The sequence below is a fragment of the Sphingomonas sp. BL-S-29 genome, assembly GCF_055521495.1.
The window spans coordinates 524,028-539,951 of record NZ_CM145482.1 but is presented as its reverse complement, the minus strand read 5'-3'; the positions used below and the strand labels follow the sequence as shown (position 1 = coordinate 539,951).

General features: G+C 67.4%; 18 protein-coding genes. 15 read left to right on the top strand and 3 right to left on the bottom strand.

Going from position 1 to position 15,924, the window contains the following annotated elements; all coding sequences use genetic code 11:
• Positions 1-6 precede the first annotated feature (6 nt).
• Positions 7-675 (top strand): sulfite exporter TauE/SafE family protein, encoded by a 669-nt coding sequence (locus ACZ1I2_RS02645; protein ID WP_465181649.1) that lies wholly within the window; start codon positions 7-9, stop codon positions 673-675.
• Between the two features lie 322 nt (positions 676-997).
• Here ACZ1I2_RS02645 and ACZ1I2_RS02640 read toward each other — a convergent pair whose 3' ends face one another.
• Together ACZ1I2_RS02640 and ACZ1I2_RS02635 are read right to left on the bottom strand one after the other, a co-directional pair.
• Positions 998-1,933, bottom strand: coding sequence for a ribose-phosphate pyrophosphokinase (locus ACZ1I2_RS02640; protein ID WP_465171152.1), 936 nt, complete (start codon positions 1,931-1,933; stop codon positions 998-1,000).
• A gap of 100 nt (positions 1,934-2,033) precedes the next feature.
• The gene (locus ACZ1I2_RS02635; RefSeq protein WP_465175228.1) at positions 2,034-2,435 is read right to left on the bottom strand and encodes a DUF1761 domain-containing protein; all 402 of its coding nucleotides are present in this window, start codon (positions 2,433-2,435) and stop codon (positions 2,034-2,036) included.
• A gap of 90 nt (positions 2,436-2,525) precedes the next feature.
• Here ACZ1I2_RS02635 and gltX point away from each other — a divergent pair, with 90 nt between their 5' ends.
• The 9 genes from gltX (at position 2,526) to ACZ1I2_RS02590 (ending at position 10,311) form a co-directional block, all read left to right on the top strand.
• The gene (gltX, locus tag ACZ1I2_RS02630; RefSeq protein ID WP_465175229.1) at positions 2,526-3,851 is read left to right on the top strand and encodes a glutamate--tRNA ligase; all 1,326 of its coding nucleotides are present in this window, start codon (positions 2,526-2,528) and stop codon (positions 3,849-3,851) included.
• Between the two features lie 261 nt (positions 3,852-4,112).
• On the top strand, positions 4,113-4,769 hold the full coding sequence (locus ACZ1I2_RS02625) for a TonB family protein (protein ID WP_465171154.1): 657 nt from the start codon (positions 4,113-4,115) through the stop codon (positions 4,767-4,769).
• A gap of 99 nt (positions 4,770-4,868) precedes the next feature.
• Complete coding sequence (locus ACZ1I2_RS02620; RefSeq protein ID WP_465171155.1) at positions 4,869-5,216, top strand: hypothetical protein; 348 nt, start codon at positions 4,869-4,871, stop codon at positions 5,214-5,216.
• 20 nt (positions 5,217-5,236) lie between these two features.
• Complete coding sequence (gene ribD, locus ACZ1I2_RS02615) at positions 5,237-6,193, top strand: bifunctional diaminohydroxyphosphoribosylaminopyrimidine deaminase/5-amino-6-(5-phosphoribosylamino)uracil reductase RibD (protein WP_465175230.1); 957 nt, start codon at positions 5,237-5,239, stop codon at positions 6,191-6,193.
• Complete coding sequence (locus ACZ1I2_RS02610; protein WP_465175231.1) at positions 6,193-6,801, top strand: riboflavin synthase; 609 nt, start codon at positions 6,193-6,195, stop codon at positions 6,799-6,801. The genes ribD and ACZ1I2_RS02610 overlap by 1 nt, the downstream gene beginning before the upstream one ends.
• The gene (gene ribB / locus ACZ1I2_RS02605) at positions 6,788-7,936 is read left to right on the top strand and encodes a 3,4-dihydroxy-2-butanone-4-phosphate synthase (RefSeq protein ID WP_465175232.1); all 1,149 of its coding nucleotides are present in this window, start codon (positions 6,788-6,790) and stop codon (positions 7,934-7,936) included. Before ACZ1I2_RS02610 ends, ribB begins: the two co-directional genes overlap by 14 nt.
• A complete protein-coding gene (ribH, locus tag ACZ1I2_RS02600; protein WP_465171159.1) occupies positions 7,936-8,355 on the top strand; it encodes a 6,7-dimethyl-8-ribityllumazine synthase in 420 nt (139 codons plus the stop codon). The genes ribB and ribH overlap by 1 nt, the downstream gene beginning before the upstream one ends.
• A gap of 2 nt (positions 8,356-8,357) precedes the next feature.
• Positions 8,358-8,888, top strand: coding sequence for a hypothetical protein (locus ACZ1I2_RS02595; RefSeq protein WP_465175233.1), 531 nt, complete (start codon positions 8,358-8,360; stop codon positions 8,886-8,888).
• A gap of 49 nt (positions 8,889-8,937) precedes the next feature.
• Entirely contained in the window at positions 8,938-10,311 is a 1,374-nt protein-coding gene (locus ACZ1I2_RS02590; protein WP_465171161.1) for a cytochrome P450, read from the top strand.
• 104 nt (positions 10,312-10,415) lie between these two features.
• Here the strand turns inward: ACZ1I2_RS02590 and ACZ1I2_RS02585 are convergent, their stop codons facing one another.
• A complete protein-coding gene (locus ACZ1I2_RS02585) occupies positions 10,416-11,504 on the bottom strand; it encodes an alkene reductase (RefSeq protein ID WP_465175234.1) in 1,089 nt (362 codons plus the stop codon).
• Between the two features lie 57 nt (positions 11,505-11,561).
• Here ACZ1I2_RS02585 and ACZ1I2_RS02580 point away from each other — a divergent pair, with 57 nt between their 5' ends.
• The 5 genes from ACZ1I2_RS02580 to ssb are packed head-to-tail and all read left to right on the top strand — an operon-like array spanning position 11,562 to position 15,903.
• On the top strand, positions 11,562-12,491 hold the full coding sequence (locus ACZ1I2_RS02580; protein WP_465175235.1) for a DMT family transporter: 930 nt from the start codon (positions 11,562-11,564) through the stop codon (positions 12,489-12,491).
• A gap of 15 nt (positions 12,492-12,506) precedes the next feature.
• Complete coding sequence (locus ACZ1I2_RS02575; protein ID WP_465181568.1) at positions 12,507-13,172, top strand: COQ9 family protein; 666 nt, start codon at positions 12,507-12,509, stop codon at positions 13,170-13,172.
• A 51-nt stretch (positions 13,173-13,223) separates the two neighbouring features.
• Positions 13,224-13,478: a FeoA family protein gene (locus ACZ1I2_RS02570; protein WP_465171165.1), complete on the top strand. Its 255-nt coding sequence runs from the start codon at positions 13,224-13,226 to the stop codon at positions 13,476-13,478.
• A 12-nt stretch (positions 13,479-13,490) separates the two neighbouring features.
• A complete protein-coding gene (gene feoB / locus ACZ1I2_RS02565; protein WP_465175237.1) occupies positions 13,491-15,350 on the top strand; it encodes a ferrous iron transporter B in 1,860 nt (619 codons plus the stop codon).
• A 10-nt stretch (positions 15,351-15,360) separates the two neighbouring features.
• Positions 15,361-15,903 carry a single-stranded DNA-binding protein gene (gene ssb / locus ACZ1I2_RS02560; RefSeq protein ID WP_465171167.1) on the top strand — a complete coding sequence of 181 codons (543 nt, stop codon included), beginning with the start codon at positions 15,361-15,363 and terminating at the stop codon, positions 15,901-15,903.
• The last annotated feature ends 21 nt before the right edge of the window (positions 15,904-15,924 follow it).

Genomic DNA, 15,924 nt, shown 5'->3' with positions numbered 1-15,924 from the left:
GTCGGCATGGGCGCCTTGTCGCTGCCGATCCTGGCGCTGGCGATCTCCCCGGTCAGGGCGGCGGCGATCCTGTTGCCGATCCTGATCGTGCAGGACGTGGTCGGCGTGTGGGCGTTCCGCAAGCAATGGGACGGGCATGTGCTGGGCTGGATGCTGCCGGGATCGCTGATCGGCATCGCGCTCGGCTGGTTCTTCGCGGCGCGGGTGTCGGAGAGCGCGGTGCTGGGCGTGGTCGGCGCGATCTCGATCCTGTTCGGGGGCTATCGGCTATGGGTCGACCGGCGCGGGGCGATCGCGGCACCGGCACGATCGCCCGGCTGGGTCGGCACCCTGTTCGGCATTGCCTCGGGCTTCACCAGCCAGATCGCCCACGCCGGACAGCCGCCCTTCCAGATCTGGGTGATGCCGAAACGGCTCGAGCGCGACGTGCTGGTCGGCACCACCGCGATCTTCTTCGCGGTCACCAACTGGCTGAAGGTCCCCGCCTATTGGGCGCTCGGCCAGTTCAGCCGCGAGAATCTGCTGGCGGCGGCGACCTTGCTGCCGGTGGCGATCGCCTCGACCCTGGCGGGCGTGTGGCTGGTGCGACGCGTGTCCCCGACGCGCTTCTACACCGCGATCTATCTGCTGATGGTGCTGGTCGGCGTAAAACTCGTCTGGGACGGCCTCGCCTGAAGCAACGGCGCCTCTATCCGACAGTCACACGAGCCTCTTCCGCGCCTCGTTATTGGGAGACCGCCCAATATCCGTCGAATTTCGCGACCCACTTGCGAGGGGGCTGAATCGGGGCTGATCTTGCGTGCTGTCGACCGGTCCAACAGCGTTACAGTGCGACGTCATGGCGGGCGGCGGCCGAGTTCCCGGGCGTCGGATCGCACCCACTTGCAGTCGATCCGCGAATAGTCGCGGAATTACGCGACCCCTATCGGCATTACTGTGCGCTTTATTTGACGCGGATTCCGCCCGTCATCGCCCGACCGGGCGTCGCTTTCTTCACCTAGTCAAAGAGCGACGAGACCGAGGTCTCGTCCGCGATCCGCTTGATCGCCTCGGCCAGCAGCGGCGCGATGGTCAAGTGGCGGATGCGCTTCGCGTTCATCACCACATCATGGCCGCCGATTGAATCAGTGATGACCAGTTCCTCGAGGGACGACCCTTCGACCCGCGCCACCGCGCCGCCCGACAGGACCCCGTGCGTGACATAGGCGACCACGCCCTCGGCACCCGCTTCCTTCAGCGCGGCGGCGGCGTTGCACAAGGTGCCGGCCGAATCGACGATGTCGTCGATCAGGATGCAGAAACGCCCCTCCACTTCGCCGATGATGTTCATCACCTCGGATTCGCCGGCGCGTTCGCGGCGCTTGTCGACGATCGCGAGCGGGGCGTTGTCGAGCCGCTTGGCCAGCGCGCGGGCGCGGACCACGCCGCCCACGTCAGGCGACACGACCATCAGGTTGCGGTCGCCGAAACGCGTCAGGATGTCGGCCGACATGACCGGTGCGCCGTAGAGATTGTCGGTCGGGATATCGAAGAAACCCTGGATCTGTCCGGCATGGAGATCGACCGAGAGCACGCGGTCGGCCCCCGCGACGGTGATCAGATTGGCGACCAGCTTGGCCGAGATCGGGGTGCGCGGCCCGGGTTTGCGGTCCTGCCGGGCATAGCCGAAATAGGGGATCACGGCAGTGATGCGCTTGGCCGAGGCGCGGCGGAGCGCGTCGATGCAGATCAGCAGCTCCATGAGATTGTCGTTGGCCGGATAGCCGGTCGACTGGAGCACGAACACGTCCTCGCCGCGGACATTCTCCTGGATCTCGACGAACACTTCCTCATCGGCGAAGCGGCGGACGCTCGCATTGGTGAGGGGAATTTCGAGATAGTCCGAGATCGCCCGCGCCAGCGGCAGGTTCGAATTGCCCGTCATCAGTTTCATACGCATATCCTCACCGGCGGACCTGGCCGTTGCCGGGCGCTCTTAGCCAGCACTTCGCCGAGGGGAAAGGCCCGTTGCGCGCCGAGTCGCGCCCGGACGCTCATGGCCATAGCCCGATGACCAGCCCGAACAGCGCGAATTGCACGGCATGATAGCCGGCATTGATCGCCCAAAAGGCCAGGCTGCGGCCCTCGAAGACATATTGAATCGCGAAAGCCGCGCCGATCAGGCCGCCACAGGCCAGGCCGAGCGGCAGCGCGTGGCAGAGGCCGGGCGCGGGTCCGGCGATCAGCGCGAAGACGATCGCGGCGACGATCGAGGTCGCGACCCCGATCGCGATCTTCAGGCCATGGTTCCCCTTGCCGGCGGGAGGGTTGTCGATGTCGATGCCCATCGCGCGCGCCCAGCGGCGCAGGAACAGGACCTTCGAATACCAGAGCGCGCCGGGGAAATAGCCGACGATGCCGGCGGCGACCGCGGCGGCGATGTTGATCTGGTGCACCGCGTCCTCCCCCTTTGCGCCTTTAATATCACGATCGACGCCGGGCGTCGCCGGTTGTTGCCGCCCGGCGGGGCGTCTACAGCCGCACCCATGACCGTTCTCACCCGTTTCGCGCCGAGCCCGACCGGCCGGCTGCATGTCGGCAATATCCGCACCGCGCTCCACAACTGGCTATGGGCGCAAAAGCAGGGCGGGCGCTTCATGCTGCGCATCGACGATACCGATGCCGAGCGCAGCCAGGAGCATTTCGTCGACTCGATCCGCGCCGACCTCGCCTGGCTCGGGCTGGATCCGGTCGGCGAGGAGCGGCAGTCGGCGCGCTTTTCGCTCTACGAGGCGCGCTTCGCGGCACTGCGCGAGGCCGGCCATGTCTATCCCGCCTATGAAACCGCGCAGGAGCTGGACCTGAAACGCAAGATCGCGGCGGGGCGCGGCCTGCCGCCGGTCTATGACCGCGCCGCACTGGCGCTGAGCGATGCCCAGCGCGCGGCGTTCGAGGCCGAGGGGATCGCGCCGCACTGGCGCTTCAAGCTCGACCATGGCGCCGCGATCGAATGGGACGACCTGATCCGCGGGCACCAGCGGTTCGATCCGGCGACGATGAGCGACCCGGTGATCCGCCGCGCCGATGGGTCGTGGCTCTATATGCTGCCCTCGGCGATCGACGATGCCGAGATGGGCGTGACTCATGTCGTGCGCGGCGAGGATCATGTCTCCAATACCGCGTTGCAGCTGCAGATGTTCGCCGCGATGGGCAGCGCGCCGCCTGCCTTTGCGCATGAGGCATTGCTGGTCGGGAGCGAGGGCAAATTGTCCAAGCGACTCGGATCGGTCGGGGTCGACCAGTTCCGCGACGCCGGGATCGAGCCCGAAGCGGTGCGCGCGCTGCTCGCGCGGATCGGCACGAGCGATCCGGTCGAGCCGCTGGTCGAGACGGCCAGGCTGATCGAGACGTTCGATTTCGGGCGCTTCGGACGCGCGCCGGCGCGGTTCGACGAAGCGGAGCTGAGCGCGGTCAATACGCGCATCGTGCATCAGCTCGATTTCGACTCGGTCGCCGGGCGCCTGCCCGACGGGATGGGGCGGATCGAGTGGGAAGCGGTGCGGCCCAATCTGACCGTGGTGGCCGAGGCAGGCGATTGGTGGCGCGTGATCGAAGGGCCGATCGACTCGCCGGCCGACCCGGCGGACGTGGATTTCCTGGCCGAGGCGGCGCGGGTGGCGGGCTCGATCGACTGGGCCGCCGACCCCTGGCATGCGCTGACCGGGGCGCTGAAACAGTCGAGCGGTCGGAGCGGCAAGGCGCTGTTCCTGCCGTTGCGGCGCGCGCTGACCGGGCTCGATCATGGGCCGGACATGAAGGCGTTGCTGCCGCTGATCGGGCGCGAGCGGGCGGTCGAGCGGCTGACGGGCTGAGTTCGCCGCGACGCTTTGGCAGGTCCCTTCCTGCTTCCCCTTGCGAAGACCGGGGTCCAGTCGGACAGGTTGTTGTAACGGCGCGCAGCGCCTCGCCATGATCGTCCCCCGACTGGGCCCCGGCCTTCGCCGGGGAAGGCGACATGGTGTTGGCCACCGGCGTGAAATGATATCTTGTATCTAGATAGTAATGTTGTATCATCGCCGTTGAGATCGAGCGACAGACTCGACCGCCCACCAAGGAGACGATGGAGGCAGGCGATGTACGCAGACCGTTATACCAAACAGAAGAAACTGGACCCGGCCAGCCTTGGCCTCTCGGCGCTGCTGGTCGGCGGGATCATGACCGGGATGATCTTCTCGGCGCCCGATTTCGTGAAGAAGATCCCAACGTCGATCACGCTCTACCCGATCACCGAGACACCGCCGCCGCCACCCAACCCCGAGCCCCTGCCGAAGAAGCAGGAGGTGCTGAAGAAGGCGGAAACGCAGATCGTCCCGCCGCGCCAGGAAGTCACGATCGACACGCCGAAAGGCTTCACGATCACCCCCGGCACGAACACGGTCGACATCACCGAAGGCACGACCAGCGGCACCGTCGGCGAAATACTCACTGTCCCGCCCAAACCGCCGGCGATCGTCGCGCCCGGGATCAACCCACGCTTCAACTATCAGCCCGACTATCCCAGCGACGAGCGACGCCTCGGTCGCGAGGGCCGGGTGGTGGTCCGCGTGCTGGTCGGCACCGACGGCCGGGTGAAGCAGGTCGAGAAGGTCAGCGCCGCGAGCGACTCCTTCTTCGAGGCGACGCGGCGTCGCGCGCTCGAGAAATGGCGCCTGACCCCGGGCACGCGCGACGGCGTCGCGGTCGAGGCCTGGCGCACCATGGCCGTCAGCTTCGTCATGAACGACGAATGACCCCCTTCCGATCGCGCCGGGCATAACCTTGGACGTCCGGCACGATCGGGAGACCTTGCAGGGCTGGCATCCCGCCGGCCCTGCGCCTATCTTGTCGCGATGAGTTTCCTGCGCACCATCTCGCCCCTGCGCGCCTATCGCGACCTTCGCCAGTATCTGGCGTCGCGCAAGACCTATGAGCTGGTCTTCCTGGTCCTGGCCATCATCGTGACCTGGACGATCATGTTCGCCATCGCGAACAATTCCGAGGTCCAGAAGGAATACCGCCCGAACATCGTCTATGCGGAGCAATGGCCCGCCAACCGCACCGACGAGCAGATCATCGCGCAGCAGAAGATCGACGGCCCGAAGGAAAAGGCCGAAGCCGACGAGGTGAAGAAGCAGCAGGCCGAGACCCAGGCTGCCTATAAGCGCCTCGACGACAAGCTGAAGAAGTACGGATTCTGACGATTGCCGACGCGCGCTGGATGGGGGCGGCGCTCGCGCTGAGCGAGCGCGGCAAGGGGCTGACCGCGCCCAACCCCAATGTCGGCTGTCTCATCGTGCGGGACGGGCGCGTCGTCGGGCGGGGCTGGACTCAGCCGGGCGGGCGTCCGCATGCCGAGGCGATGGCGCTGGCCGAAGCCGGCGACAGAGCGCGCGGCGCGACCTGCTACGTCACGCTGGAACCCTGCGCGCATCAATCGCCGCGCGGCCCGGCCTGTTCGGACCTGCTGATCGCGGCCGGGGTGGCGCGTGTGATCATCGCGCTCGGCGATCCCGACCCCCGCACCGACGGCGACGGCATCGAGCGGCTGCGCGGCGCGGGGATCGAGGTCACGACCGATCTTCGCGACGGCGATGCGCGCCGCGCGATGGCCGGATTCCTCATCCGCCAGGCGCTGGGCCGGCCGCAGGTGACGCTGAAGCTCGCTTTGTCGCTCGACGGCGCGGTGGCGATGGGCGACGGCACCAGCAAATGGATCACCGGCGCGGAGGCGCGAGCGCATGCCCATGTCGAGCGGGCCCGGCACGAAGCGATCCTGGTCGGGCACGCGACCCTGACGGCGGATGCGCCGACGCTCGATGTCCGCCTGGCGGGGCTGGAGGGGCGGAGCCCGCGGCGGCTGCTGCTGCTGTCGCATGGCAATGCGCCCGACGGCTGGGAAGTGCTGCACGATCCCGCCGATATTCACCAGTTGAAGGGCATCGACCATCTGCTGGTCGAGGGCGGCGTGGCGACGGCGGCGGCGTTCCTTTCCGCCGACCTGGTCGACCGGCTGTTATTGTACCGCGCGCCGATCCTGATCGGGGCGGGCCGCACCTTGCCCGATATCGGCCTGGCCGATCTCGCCGCGGCGCATGGCCGCTGGACGCTGCACGACGCGCGGCGGCTTGGCAGCGACCGAGTCGAGGTCTACGAGCGCGCCAAAGGACAGGTTTGATGTTCACTGGAATCGTCACCGATATCGGCACCGTGGAGCGCGTCGAGGCGCTGGCCGACACGCGCGTCGTGATCGGCACCAGCTATGACACCGCGACGATCGATCTCGGTGCCTCGATCTCCTGCTCGGGCGTGTGCCTGACCGTCATCGATAAGGGGCCCAACTGGTTCGCCGTCGACGTGTCGGGCGAAACCATCAGCCGCACGGCGCAGGGGCAATGGACCGAGGGGCGCAAGCTCAACCTGGAGCGCGCGCTGAAGCTGGGCGAGGAGCTGGGCGGCCATATCGTCACCGGCCATGTCGACGGCATCGGCGAAGTCACCTCGGTGGTCGAGGAAGGCGGATCGCACCGCGTGCGGATCACGGCCGGCGCCGAGATCGCCCCGTTCATTGCGCCCAAGGGATCGGTCACGCTCGACGGCGTCTCGCTGACCGTCAACGACGTGGAGGATTCGCCCGCCGGCGTGACCTTCGGCGTCAACATCATCCCGCATACCGCGGCCGTCACCACTTTCGGCAGCCTCGCGGCCGGCGATCCGATCAATATCGAGATCGACGTGCTCGCCCGCTACCTGCAACGCATGGAGCATTATCGTGCAAAAGCCTGAGCTGGCCCGCCTGCGCCACGGCTTCCTCTCCAGCCCTGAGGAAATCATCGACGAAGCGCGCAACGGCCGGATGTTCATCCTGGTCGATGACGAGGATCGCGAGAATGAGGGCGACCTGGTCATCCCCGCCCAGATGGCGACGCCGGAGAAGATCAACTTCATGGCGCGGCATGGCCGCGGCCTGATCTGCCTGGCCTTGTCCAAGAAGCGCGTCGACGAGCTCGGGCTCGACCTGATGAGCCGCCACAACGGCACGCGCCACGAGACCGCCTTCACCGTCTCGATCGAGGCACGCGACGGCGTGACCACCGGCATTTCCGCCGCCGACCGCGCCCGCACCGTCGCGGTGGCGATCGATTCGTCGAAGAGCCGCGAGGAAATCGTGACGCCCGGCCATGTCTTCCCCCTGGTCGCACGCGAGGGCGGCGTGCTGGTCCGCGCCGGCCATACCGAGGCCGCGGTCGACGTGTCGCGGCTGGCCGGCCTCAACCCCTCGGGCGTGATCTGCGAGATCATGAACGAGGACGGGACGATGTCGCGCCTCGACGATCTCGTTTCCTTCGCGCAGCTCCACAATCTCAAGATCGGCACGATCCGCGACCTGATCGCCTATCGCCGCCGCCACGACCATCTCGTCGAGAAGCGCGCCGAGATGGTGTTCCACAGCAAATGGGGCGGCGACTGGAAGGCGATGACCTTCTTCAACAAGGCGACCGGCGACGAGCAGATCGCGCTGGTCAAGGGCAAGATCGACCCGGACAAGCCGACCCTGGTGCGCATGCACAGCCTGTCGATGTTCGCCGATGCGTTCGGCGAGGAATCCGAGCGCTCCGGCCTGCTCGCGCAGTCGATGGAGACCATCGCCGAGGAAGGTGCCGGCGTCATCGTCGTGATCAACCGGCCGATGAAGGATTCGCTCACCCGCGTGATCAGGCTGCGCGCCGAGGGCAAGACGATCGGCACGCCGGAGGCCGCCGAGCTGCGCGATTACGGCGTCGGCGCGCAGATCCTCGCCGAACTGGGCGTGCAGGACATGGTGCTGCTGACCAATACCCACCACACCCTAGTCGGGCTTGACGGGTACGGCCTGTCGATCGTCGGCGAACGGGCAATCCCCGGCACCGGAGGCGAATGATGGCGAAAATCCTGATCGTGGAAGCACGCTTCTACGACCATCTCAACGACCTGCTGCTCGAGGGCGCGCGTGCCGCGATCGAGGAAGCCGGGCATCGCCACGAGACGATCACCGTCCCGGGCGCGCTGGAGATTCCGGGTGCGATCGCGCTCGCGTCCGAGACCGACGATTATGACGCGTTCGTCGCGCTGGGCGTGGTGATCCGCGGCGAGACCTATCATTTCGAGATCGTCGCCGGCGAAAGCGCGCGCGGCCTGATGGCGCTGTCGATGGACGGCGTGGCGATCGGCAACGGCATCTTGACCGTCGAGAACGAAGCCCAGGCGCTGGCCCGGGCGCGGCGCACCGAGAAGGACAAGGGCGGCGAAGCGGCCAAGGCGGCGCTGGCGATGCTGGCGCTGAAGGACCGCTTCGGCTGACCATGGCCGACATGCAGCCGCCCCCGCCGCGCTATCGCATCGTCGAGCGCAACGGCCGGCTGATCGTCACTGACACCTGGGCGGAGAAGAGGCCGCCGCGATCGGAAGCGTCGATGGTGTCGATGCCCGGGACTCCGAAGCGGTCATTGCCGGCTACCGCTGGCCGGCCGGCCGGCACCGGCGTGCCACGCCTGCCGACTGGCGGGTTGATCGAGACACTGGGTGCCATCCTCGTCCTCGGGCTCTGTGCCGGATCGACCGACAGCACGGGCAACCCGATCCTGACCACCGCCAATTATTACGACGTCAACGGCCCGCGCGACATCGTGCTCGCACCCGCCGGCGCGAAACGGCTCGGGCGCTGGCTGCTCGGCGCGGTGCTGGCCGCAATGGCGATGGCGGTGGTGATGTTCGCCACGCCATGGGGCTTCGTCGTCGCCTTTGTGCTGGTCGGCATGATCGCGAGCAACGCCAACACCACTGCGCGCCCGGCGATCACGCGCTGGCTCGACGCCCTCGAAAAGGCAGGTTGAGCGAAGTCCCACCCTTACTTATACTAATGTAAGTAAGGGAGATTCGGCGATGGCGTTGGCCCACACTTTCAAGGCGAATCCCCACTGGCTGCCGCGGCAGAAGCCGCAGGCGATCGCCGCGATTCCGGGCGAGAATGGGCTGCCTTTCATCGGCAACACGCTGAAACTGCTGCGCGATCCGGTCGGATTCGGTCATCGCATGGTGGCGCAATATGGCACCGTCTATCGCAACCATGCCTTTGGCGGCCCTTCCGTCACCCTGATGGGCGCCGACGCCAACGAACTGGTGCTGTTCGACCGCGACAAGGTCTTCTCGTCCGAACAGGGCTGGGGCCCGATGCTCAACCTGCTCTTCCCGCGCGGGCTGATGCTGATGGATTTCGAGAAGCACCGCGCCGACCGCAAGGTGATGTCGGTCGCGTTCAAGCCCGAACCGATGCGCCATTATGCCGAGGCGCTGAATAGCGGCATCACGAGGACCGTTACCGGCTGGGCGAACCGGCCGCTGCGATTCTACGACGCGATCAAGGCACTGACGCTCGACCTCGCCGCCGACAGTTTTCTCGGCATGCCGCTCGGGCCGGAAGCCGACCGGATCAACCAGGCGTTCGTCGACGAGGTCCAGGCATCGGTCGCGCCGATCCGCGTGCCGCTGCCCGGCACGATCATGAGCAGGGGTGTGAAGGCGCGCGCCTATCTGGTCGAGCTGTTCCGGCGCGAGATCCCCAACAGGCGCAGCGGGGAGGGACATGATTTCTTCTCGCAATTCTGCCGCGCGACCGACGAGGCGGGCCAGCCGCTGTCGGACGACGCGATCGCCGACCATATGAACTTCCTGATGATGGCGGCGCACGACACGATCACCTCGTCAGCGACGAGCCTGGTCATGCTGCTCGGCCGCCACCCCGAATGGCAGGACCGCCTGCGCGAGGAGATTGCCGGGCTGGGGCTCAACGACGCGGAAGGGCTGCCGTACGGCCAGCTCGACCGGCTGGTGCTGACGGAGTATGCCTTCAAGGAAGCGCTGCGGCTGGTGCCGCCGGTTCCGTCGATCCCGCGGCGCGCGGTGAAGGCCTTCGACTTTGGCGGCTATCATATCCCGGCCGGGACGATGGTCGGCATCAGCCCGGCCTTCACCCACAAGATGGCCGAGCATTGGCCCGACCCGCAGACATTCGATCCGATGCGCTTCTCGCCGGAGGTCAGCAAGGGCCGGCACAAATATGCCTGGGTGCCGTTCGGCGGCGGCGCGCATATGTGCATCGGCCTGCATTTCGCGACGATGCAGATCCGCATCCTGATGGCGCAGCTATTGAGCCGCTACCGGATCGAGCTGGACGAGGGGGCGGGCGCCGAGTGGCAGGCCTGGCCGATTCCCCGGCCGAAGGATGGGCTGCCGGTGCGGTTCGTGCCGCTGGGGTGACCACCCACCACCGTTCGCCCTGAGCCTGTCGAAGGGCTGCTCTTCTCTCCACCGTCGGAAGGAAGAGCGGTGCTTCGACAAGCTCAGCACGAACGGAGGGAATTTTACTCCGCCGCAACGTCCTCGAGCGCCGGATAGTCGGTATAGCCCTCGGACCCCTGGCTGTACCACGTCGCCATATTGTCCGGATTGAGCGGCGCGCCTTTTTGCAGACGGACCGGCAGGTCTGGATTGGCGAGGAAGGTGCGGCCGAAGCTGATCGCATCCGCCACGCCCGAATCGAGCGCTGCCTGCGCATCCTCGCCGAGATAATCCGAGTTGAGCACCAGCGGACCGGAAAAGGCCTGGCGGATCTCGGGCGAGAGCTTGGGCTGGTCCGACCGGCCGAACGTGCCGTCGGGCCCGGGCTCGCGCAGTTCGAGGAAGGCGATCCCGATCTCGGACAGCATCTTCGCGGCGGGCACGAACACGGCTTCCGGATTGCTGTCCTTCGCGCCCTGCGAATTGCCGTTGGGCGAGAGGCGCACGCCCGTGCGGTCGGCCCCGGCGATGCTGGCGACACGCTCGGTCACTTCGCGCAGCAGGCGCACGCGATTTTCGGGATGGCCGCCATAATGATCGTCGCGGAAGTTGGAATTGTCGCGCAGGAACTGGTCGATCAGATAGCCGTTCGCGGCGTGGATCTGCACGCCGTCGAAGCCCGCCACCAGCGCGTTGCGCGTTGCGCGCTCGTAATCGTCGAGCAGGCCGGGGAATTCGTCGAGCCGGAGCGGCCGCGCCTCCTCATAATCCTGCTTGCCGTCATAAGTATGCGCCTGGCCCGGCCCGGTCGTCGCCGAAGCGGAGACCGGCTGCGCGCCGATCAGGCTCGAATGGACGATGCGGCCCATGTGCCAGAGCTGGGCGACGATCCGCCCGCCCGCGGCATGGACCTGGGCGACGACCGGCTTCCAGGCTTCGGTCTGCTCGTCGGTCCACAGGCCCGGCGCGAAGGGCCAGCCAAGGCCCTGGCGCGAAATGCCGGTCGCTTCGGAAATGATCAGCCCCGCACCGGCGCGCTGGGCGTAGTATTCGCCCATCAGCGGCTGCGGCACATGCTCGCGGGTCGAGCGGCCGCGAGTGAGCGGGGCCATCAGCACGCGGTTGGGCGCGTGGATCGCGCCGAGCTGAATCGAATCGAAGAGGCTGGGCATGAAACTGAGTTTCCTTTTGCTACCTGACGCGCCAGACATAGAACGCTAAGGGGCCGCATGCACCAGCCCGCCTCTCCAAGAAAAACTGTCGCAGCGCAAAGTCCGGGCTCTCCGCGGCTGGCGTTTGCCGCGTTGATCGCGGCGAACATCATGCTCGCCTTCGGCTCGTGGTTCGTGCGCATGGCGGATACCGGGCCGGTCGCCTCGGCCTTCTGGCGCATCACGCTGGCGACGCCGATCCTGCTCGCCGCCGCCGTCGCGGGCGGCTGGCGGCCGCACCGCATCGGCAGGGGGCTGGGCCTGTTGTTCGTGCTGGCCGGAATCTGCTTCGCCGCCGATCTCGGCGCCTGGCATATCGGCATCCTCAAGACGACCCTAGCCAATGCGACCCTGTTCGGCAATTCCGCGACGCTGTTCTTCCCGGTCTATGGCTTTCTCGCGGCACGCGCGCTGCCGACCCGGATGCAGGGGATCGCGCTCGCCCTTGCGACGATCGGCGCGGCGCTGCTGATGGGACGATCCTATCAGCTCGATCCGAGGAATCTGGTCGGCGACCTGCTCTGCCTGTTCGCCGGCCTGCTCTACACCGTCTATCTGGTCTTCATGCTGCGTATCCGCGACGGCATGGCGTCATTGCCGGCCCTGGGCCTGGCGACGGGCGCCAGCATCCTGCCGCTGCTGGCCATCGCGCTGGCCATGGGCGAGCGCATCTGGCCGCACGACTGGGCACCGCTGATCGCGATGGCGCTGGTCAGCCAGGTGCTGGGGCAGGGGCTGCTGATCTATGCGCTGGGCAGGATGTCGCCGCTGATCGTCGGCATCGCGCTGCTGGTGCAGCCCGCCGTCGCTGCCACGGTCGGCTGGGTCGTCTATCAGGAGCGGCTCGGCCTGCCCGACCTGGTCGGGGCGGTGCTGGTCGCGGTCGCGCTGGTGCTGGTGCGCGACAGGCCGGCGGCGCTTGCGCCGGCAGAAGCCGGGTCTAGATAGGGAGCGAGGAGACGCATGATGGCTGCCCTGCCCGAGGACCCGACGCTCGACGAGATTCGCGCGGCGCTGGCGCCGCTGATCGCGGCCAATGCCGCGTTCGACGGCTGGAACGACGCCGCCCGCGACGCCGCCGCGGAGTCGGCCGGGGTCGACCGTGACGTGGCGAAGGTCGCCTTTCCCGGCGGCGCGGTCGACATGATCGACGCCTGGTTCGCCCATATCGACGCGGCGATGGCCGCCGCACTGCCGCCCGAACGCCTCGCGACGATGAAGATCCGCGCGAAGATCACCGCGCTGATCGAGGCGCGCCTCGCCGAGGCCGCGCCGAATCGCGAAGCATTGCGCCGGGCGCTGGCGATCCTCGTCATGCCGCAGAATCTCGTGCGCGGCGCGACGCTGGGCTGGCGCGCGTCCGACCTGATGTGGCGGGCGGCGGGCGATACCGCGACCGACTATAATCACTATACCAAGCGCACCATCCTGGCCGGCGTCTACGCCGCGACCCTGACCGTGTTCCTCGACGACGACAGCGACGGCTGGGCCGATACCCGCGCCTTTCTCGGCCGGCGGATCGAGGGGATCATGCGCTTCGAAAAGGCCAAGGCCGGTTTCCTGGCGCGCACCGAGCACCGGCCGAGCCTGTCGCGCTTCATCGGACGCCTCCGTTACCCGGTCGTGTGAATCGCGCGACTGGTTATTGATAATCAATCGCAACGGCCTTATTGCGGACTGGTGTCAACGCCCCTCAGCCTCGAATCATTGCCGCATCGGCAACGCGCGACCGTCGCCGCGATCGCCTGGACAGAGTTGAGCGTGCCCGAGGCACGGCGCCTGCGCGAGCTTGGCTTCGATGAAGGCGTCGGCGTCGAGGTGCTGCACCGCGCGACCCTGGGCAAGGGCCCGATCGCCTGTCGCATCGGCCGGATGACCGTTGCGCTCCGCCGCGCCGTGGCGGGCGCGATCCATGTTTCCCCCATCGCCGGCTAGATTGAGCATCCCATGAACGCTGCGCCATTGGTGGCGCTGGTCGGCAATCCCAATGCCGGCAAGAGTGCCCTGTTCAACGCGCTGACCGGCGCACGCCAGAAGGTCGGCAATTATCCCGGCGTGACGGTAGAGCGGCATTCGGGCCGCCTCGCCCTGCCCGACGGCCGCCCGGTCGAGCTGGTCGACCTGCCCGGCGCCTATAGCCTCGACCCCTCGAGCCCCGACGAACGCGTCACGCGCGACGTGGTGACCGGCACGCAGGAGGGCGAGCGGCTGCCGGATGCGCTGGTGGTGGTGGTGGATGCCGCCAATCTCGACAATCATCTGCGCTTCACGCTCCAGCTGATCGCGCTCGGGTTGCCGGTGGTGGTCGCGCTCAACATGTTCGACCTGGCCGAGCGCGACGGGCTGATCCTCGATCCCGAACGGCTGTCGCGCGAGCTGGGCGTGCCGGTGGTGCCGACCGTCGCGGTCCGGCGCCGCGGGCTGGAGGACCTAAAGGCGCGGCTGGGCGACATCCTGGTGCACGGCGCGGCCACGCCGCTGCGCGCAGGCGACGGGCGCATGCAGGAGGACATCGTCACCCTGCAGCGCCGCGCCCGCACCATCGCGGTGGCGGCGACGGTGTCCGAAACCCCGACCCGGCGCTGGGGCCATGCGCTCGACGCGATCGCGCTTCACCCGGTGATCGGGCCGATCCTGCTGCTCGGCCTGTTGTTCGTCATGTTCCAGTCGGTATTCGCCTGGTCCCAGGCGCCGATCGGGTGGATCGAATCGGGCATGGCCTGGCTCTCGACGCTGGCGAGCAGCGAGCTGCCGGCCGGCTTTCTGCGCTCCCTCGTCGTCGACGGGCTGATCGCCGGCGTGGGCGCGGTGGTGGTGTTCCTGCCGCAGATCCTGATCCTGTTCACCTTCATCCTGGTGCTCGAGGCATCGGGCTATATGGTCCGCGCCGCCTTCCTGATGGACCGGCTGATGGCGCATGTCGGCCTGTCCGGCCGTGCGTTCATCCCCTTGCTGTCGAGCTTCGCCTGCGCCGTGCCCGGCATCATGGCGACCCGCACGATCGACGACGAGAAGGACCGGCTGACCACCATATTGATCGCGCCGCTGATGACCTGCTCGGCACGGCTACCGGTCTATACGCTGATCATCGGCGCGCTGATTCCCAACACCCAGGTGCTGCCGTTCGTCGGGCTGCAGGGGCTGGTGATGTTCGGCCTGTATGTGCTCGGCATCGTCGGGGCGTTCGTCGCCGCGCTGGTGCTGCGGCGGACGGTGACCCAGGGCGCCTCGTCCGGCTTCATGATGGAGATGCCGAAATATCAATGGCCGCGGCTGGGCGACGTGCTGATCGGCCTGTGGAGCCGGGCACTCATCTTCCTGAAGCGCGCCGGCACCACCATCGCGCTGACGGTGGTGCTGCTCTGGGCGCTGGCGAGCTATCCGGTCGCCCCGGCGGGACAGAGGCAGAGCGATTATTCGATCGCCGGGCGCATCGCCTCGGGCATCGAAGTGGTGGTGAAACCGATCGGCTTCAATCACGACATCGCGCTCGCCCTGCTGCCCGCCATGGCGGCGCGCGAGGCAGCGGTCAGCGCGATCGCCACGGTCTATTCGATCGACAATCCCGAGGATGTGGCGGGCAAGACCAGGCTGGCGGATCGCCTGCGCGGCCGCTGGAGCCTGCCGACGGCGCTCGCCTTCCTGATGTGGTTCGTCTTCGCGCCGCAGTGCATCTCGACCATCGCGGTTACCCGACGCGAGACCAATGGCTGGAAATGGCCGGCGTTCATGGTTGGCTATTTGTTCGCGCTCGCCTACATCGCTGCAGGGGCGACCTATTGGGCCGCTATCGGACTCGGTTTGTAGGAAGAAGCATATGGCGGGCAGCGTCAACAAGGTCATTCTCGTCGGCAATCTGGGGCGCGACCCCGAGAGCCGCTCCTTCCAGAACGGCGGCAAGGTGGTGAACCTGCGCATCGCCACGTCCGATACCTGGAAGGACAAGAACACCGGCGAGCGCAAGGAAAAGACCGAATGGCATTCGGTCGCGATCTTCAACGAAGGTCTGGCGAACGTCGCCGAACGCTATCTGCGCAAGGGCAGCAAGGTCTATATCGAAGGCGCGCTGCAGACCCGTAAGTGGCAGGACGCCCAGGGCCAGGACAAATATTCGACCGAAATCGTGCTGCAGGGCTTCAACTCCGTGCTGACCATGCTCGACGGCGCGCCCGGTGGCGGCGGCGGTTCGGGCGGCGGCGGCTATGGTGGCGGCCAGCGCGACGATTTCGGCGGCAATGACGATTTCGGCGGCGGATCGTCGGGCGGCTATGGAGGCGGCGCGAGCCGTGGCGGCGGCGCGCCCGCCAATCGCGGCAGCAGCAGCTTTGCGGACGATCTCGACGACGACGTGCCCTTCTGAGCGTTTCGCGCGTTCATCGGT

What these genes read in the sequence shown, in the direction of transcription:
- ribH (WP_465171159.1), top strand. Translation starts at nt 7,936, where the DNA reads ATGGCGAAAATCCTGATCGTGGAAGCACGCTTCTACGACCATCTCAAC.
- ACZ1I2_RS02590 (WP_465171161.1), top strand. Translation starts at nt 8,938, where the DNA reads ATGGCGTTGGCCCACACTTTCAAGGCGAATCCCCACTGGCTGCCGCGG.
- ACZ1I2_RS02625 (WP_465171154.1), top strand. Translation starts at nt 4,113, where the DNA reads ATGTACGCAGACCGTTATACCAAACAGAAGAAACTGGACCCGGCCAGC.
- ACZ1I2_RS02640 (WP_465171152.1), bottom strand. Translation starts at nt 1,933, where the DNA reads ATGAAACTGATGACGGGCAATTCGAACCTGCCGCTGGCGCGGGCGATC.
- ribD (WP_465175230.1), top strand. Translation starts at nt 5,237, where the DNA reads ATGGGGGCGGCGCTCGCGCTGAGCGAGCGCGGCAAGGGGCTGACCGCG.
- feoB (WP_465175237.1), top strand. Translation starts at nt 13,491, where the DNA reads ATGAACGCTGCGCCATTGGTGGCGCTGGTCGGCAATCCCAATGCCGGC.
- ACZ1I2_RS02580 (WP_465175235.1), top strand. Translation starts at nt 11,562, where the DNA reads ATGCACCAGCCCGCCTCTCCAAGAAAAACTGTCGCAGCGCAAAGTCCG.
- ACZ1I2_RS02575 (WP_465181568.1), top strand. Translation starts at nt 12,507, where the DNA reads ATGATGGCTGCCCTGCCCGAGGACCCGACGCTCGACGAGATTCGCGCG.
- gltX (WP_465175229.1), top strand. Translation starts at nt 2,526, where the DNA reads ATGACCGTTCTCACCCGTTTCGCGCCGAGCCCGACCGGCCGGCTGCAT.
- ACZ1I2_RS02595 (WP_465175233.1), top strand. Translation starts at nt 8,358, where the DNA reads ATGGCCGACATGCAGCCGCCCCCGCCGCGCTATCGCATCGTCGAGCGC.
- ACZ1I2_RS02645 (WP_465181649.1), top strand. Translation starts at nt 7, where the DNA reads ATGGGCGCCTTGTCGCTGCCGATCCTGGCGCTGGCGATCTCCCCGGTC.
- ssb (WP_465171167.1), top strand. Translation starts at nt 15,361, where the DNA reads ATGGCGGGCAGCGTCAACAAGGTCATTCTCGTCGGCAATCTGGGGCGC.
- ACZ1I2_RS02610 (WP_465175231.1), top strand. Translation starts at nt 6,193, where the DNA reads ATGTTCACTGGAATCGTCACCGATATCGGCACCGTGGAGCGCGTCGAG.
- ACZ1I2_RS02620 (WP_465171155.1), top strand. Translation starts at nt 4,869, where the DNA reads ATGAGTTTCCTGCGCACCATCTCGCCCCTGCGCGCCTATCGCGACCTT.
- ACZ1I2_RS02585 (WP_465175234.1), bottom strand. Translation starts at nt 11,504, where the DNA reads ATGCCCAGCCTCTTCGATTCGATTCAGCTCGGCGCGATCCACGCGCCC.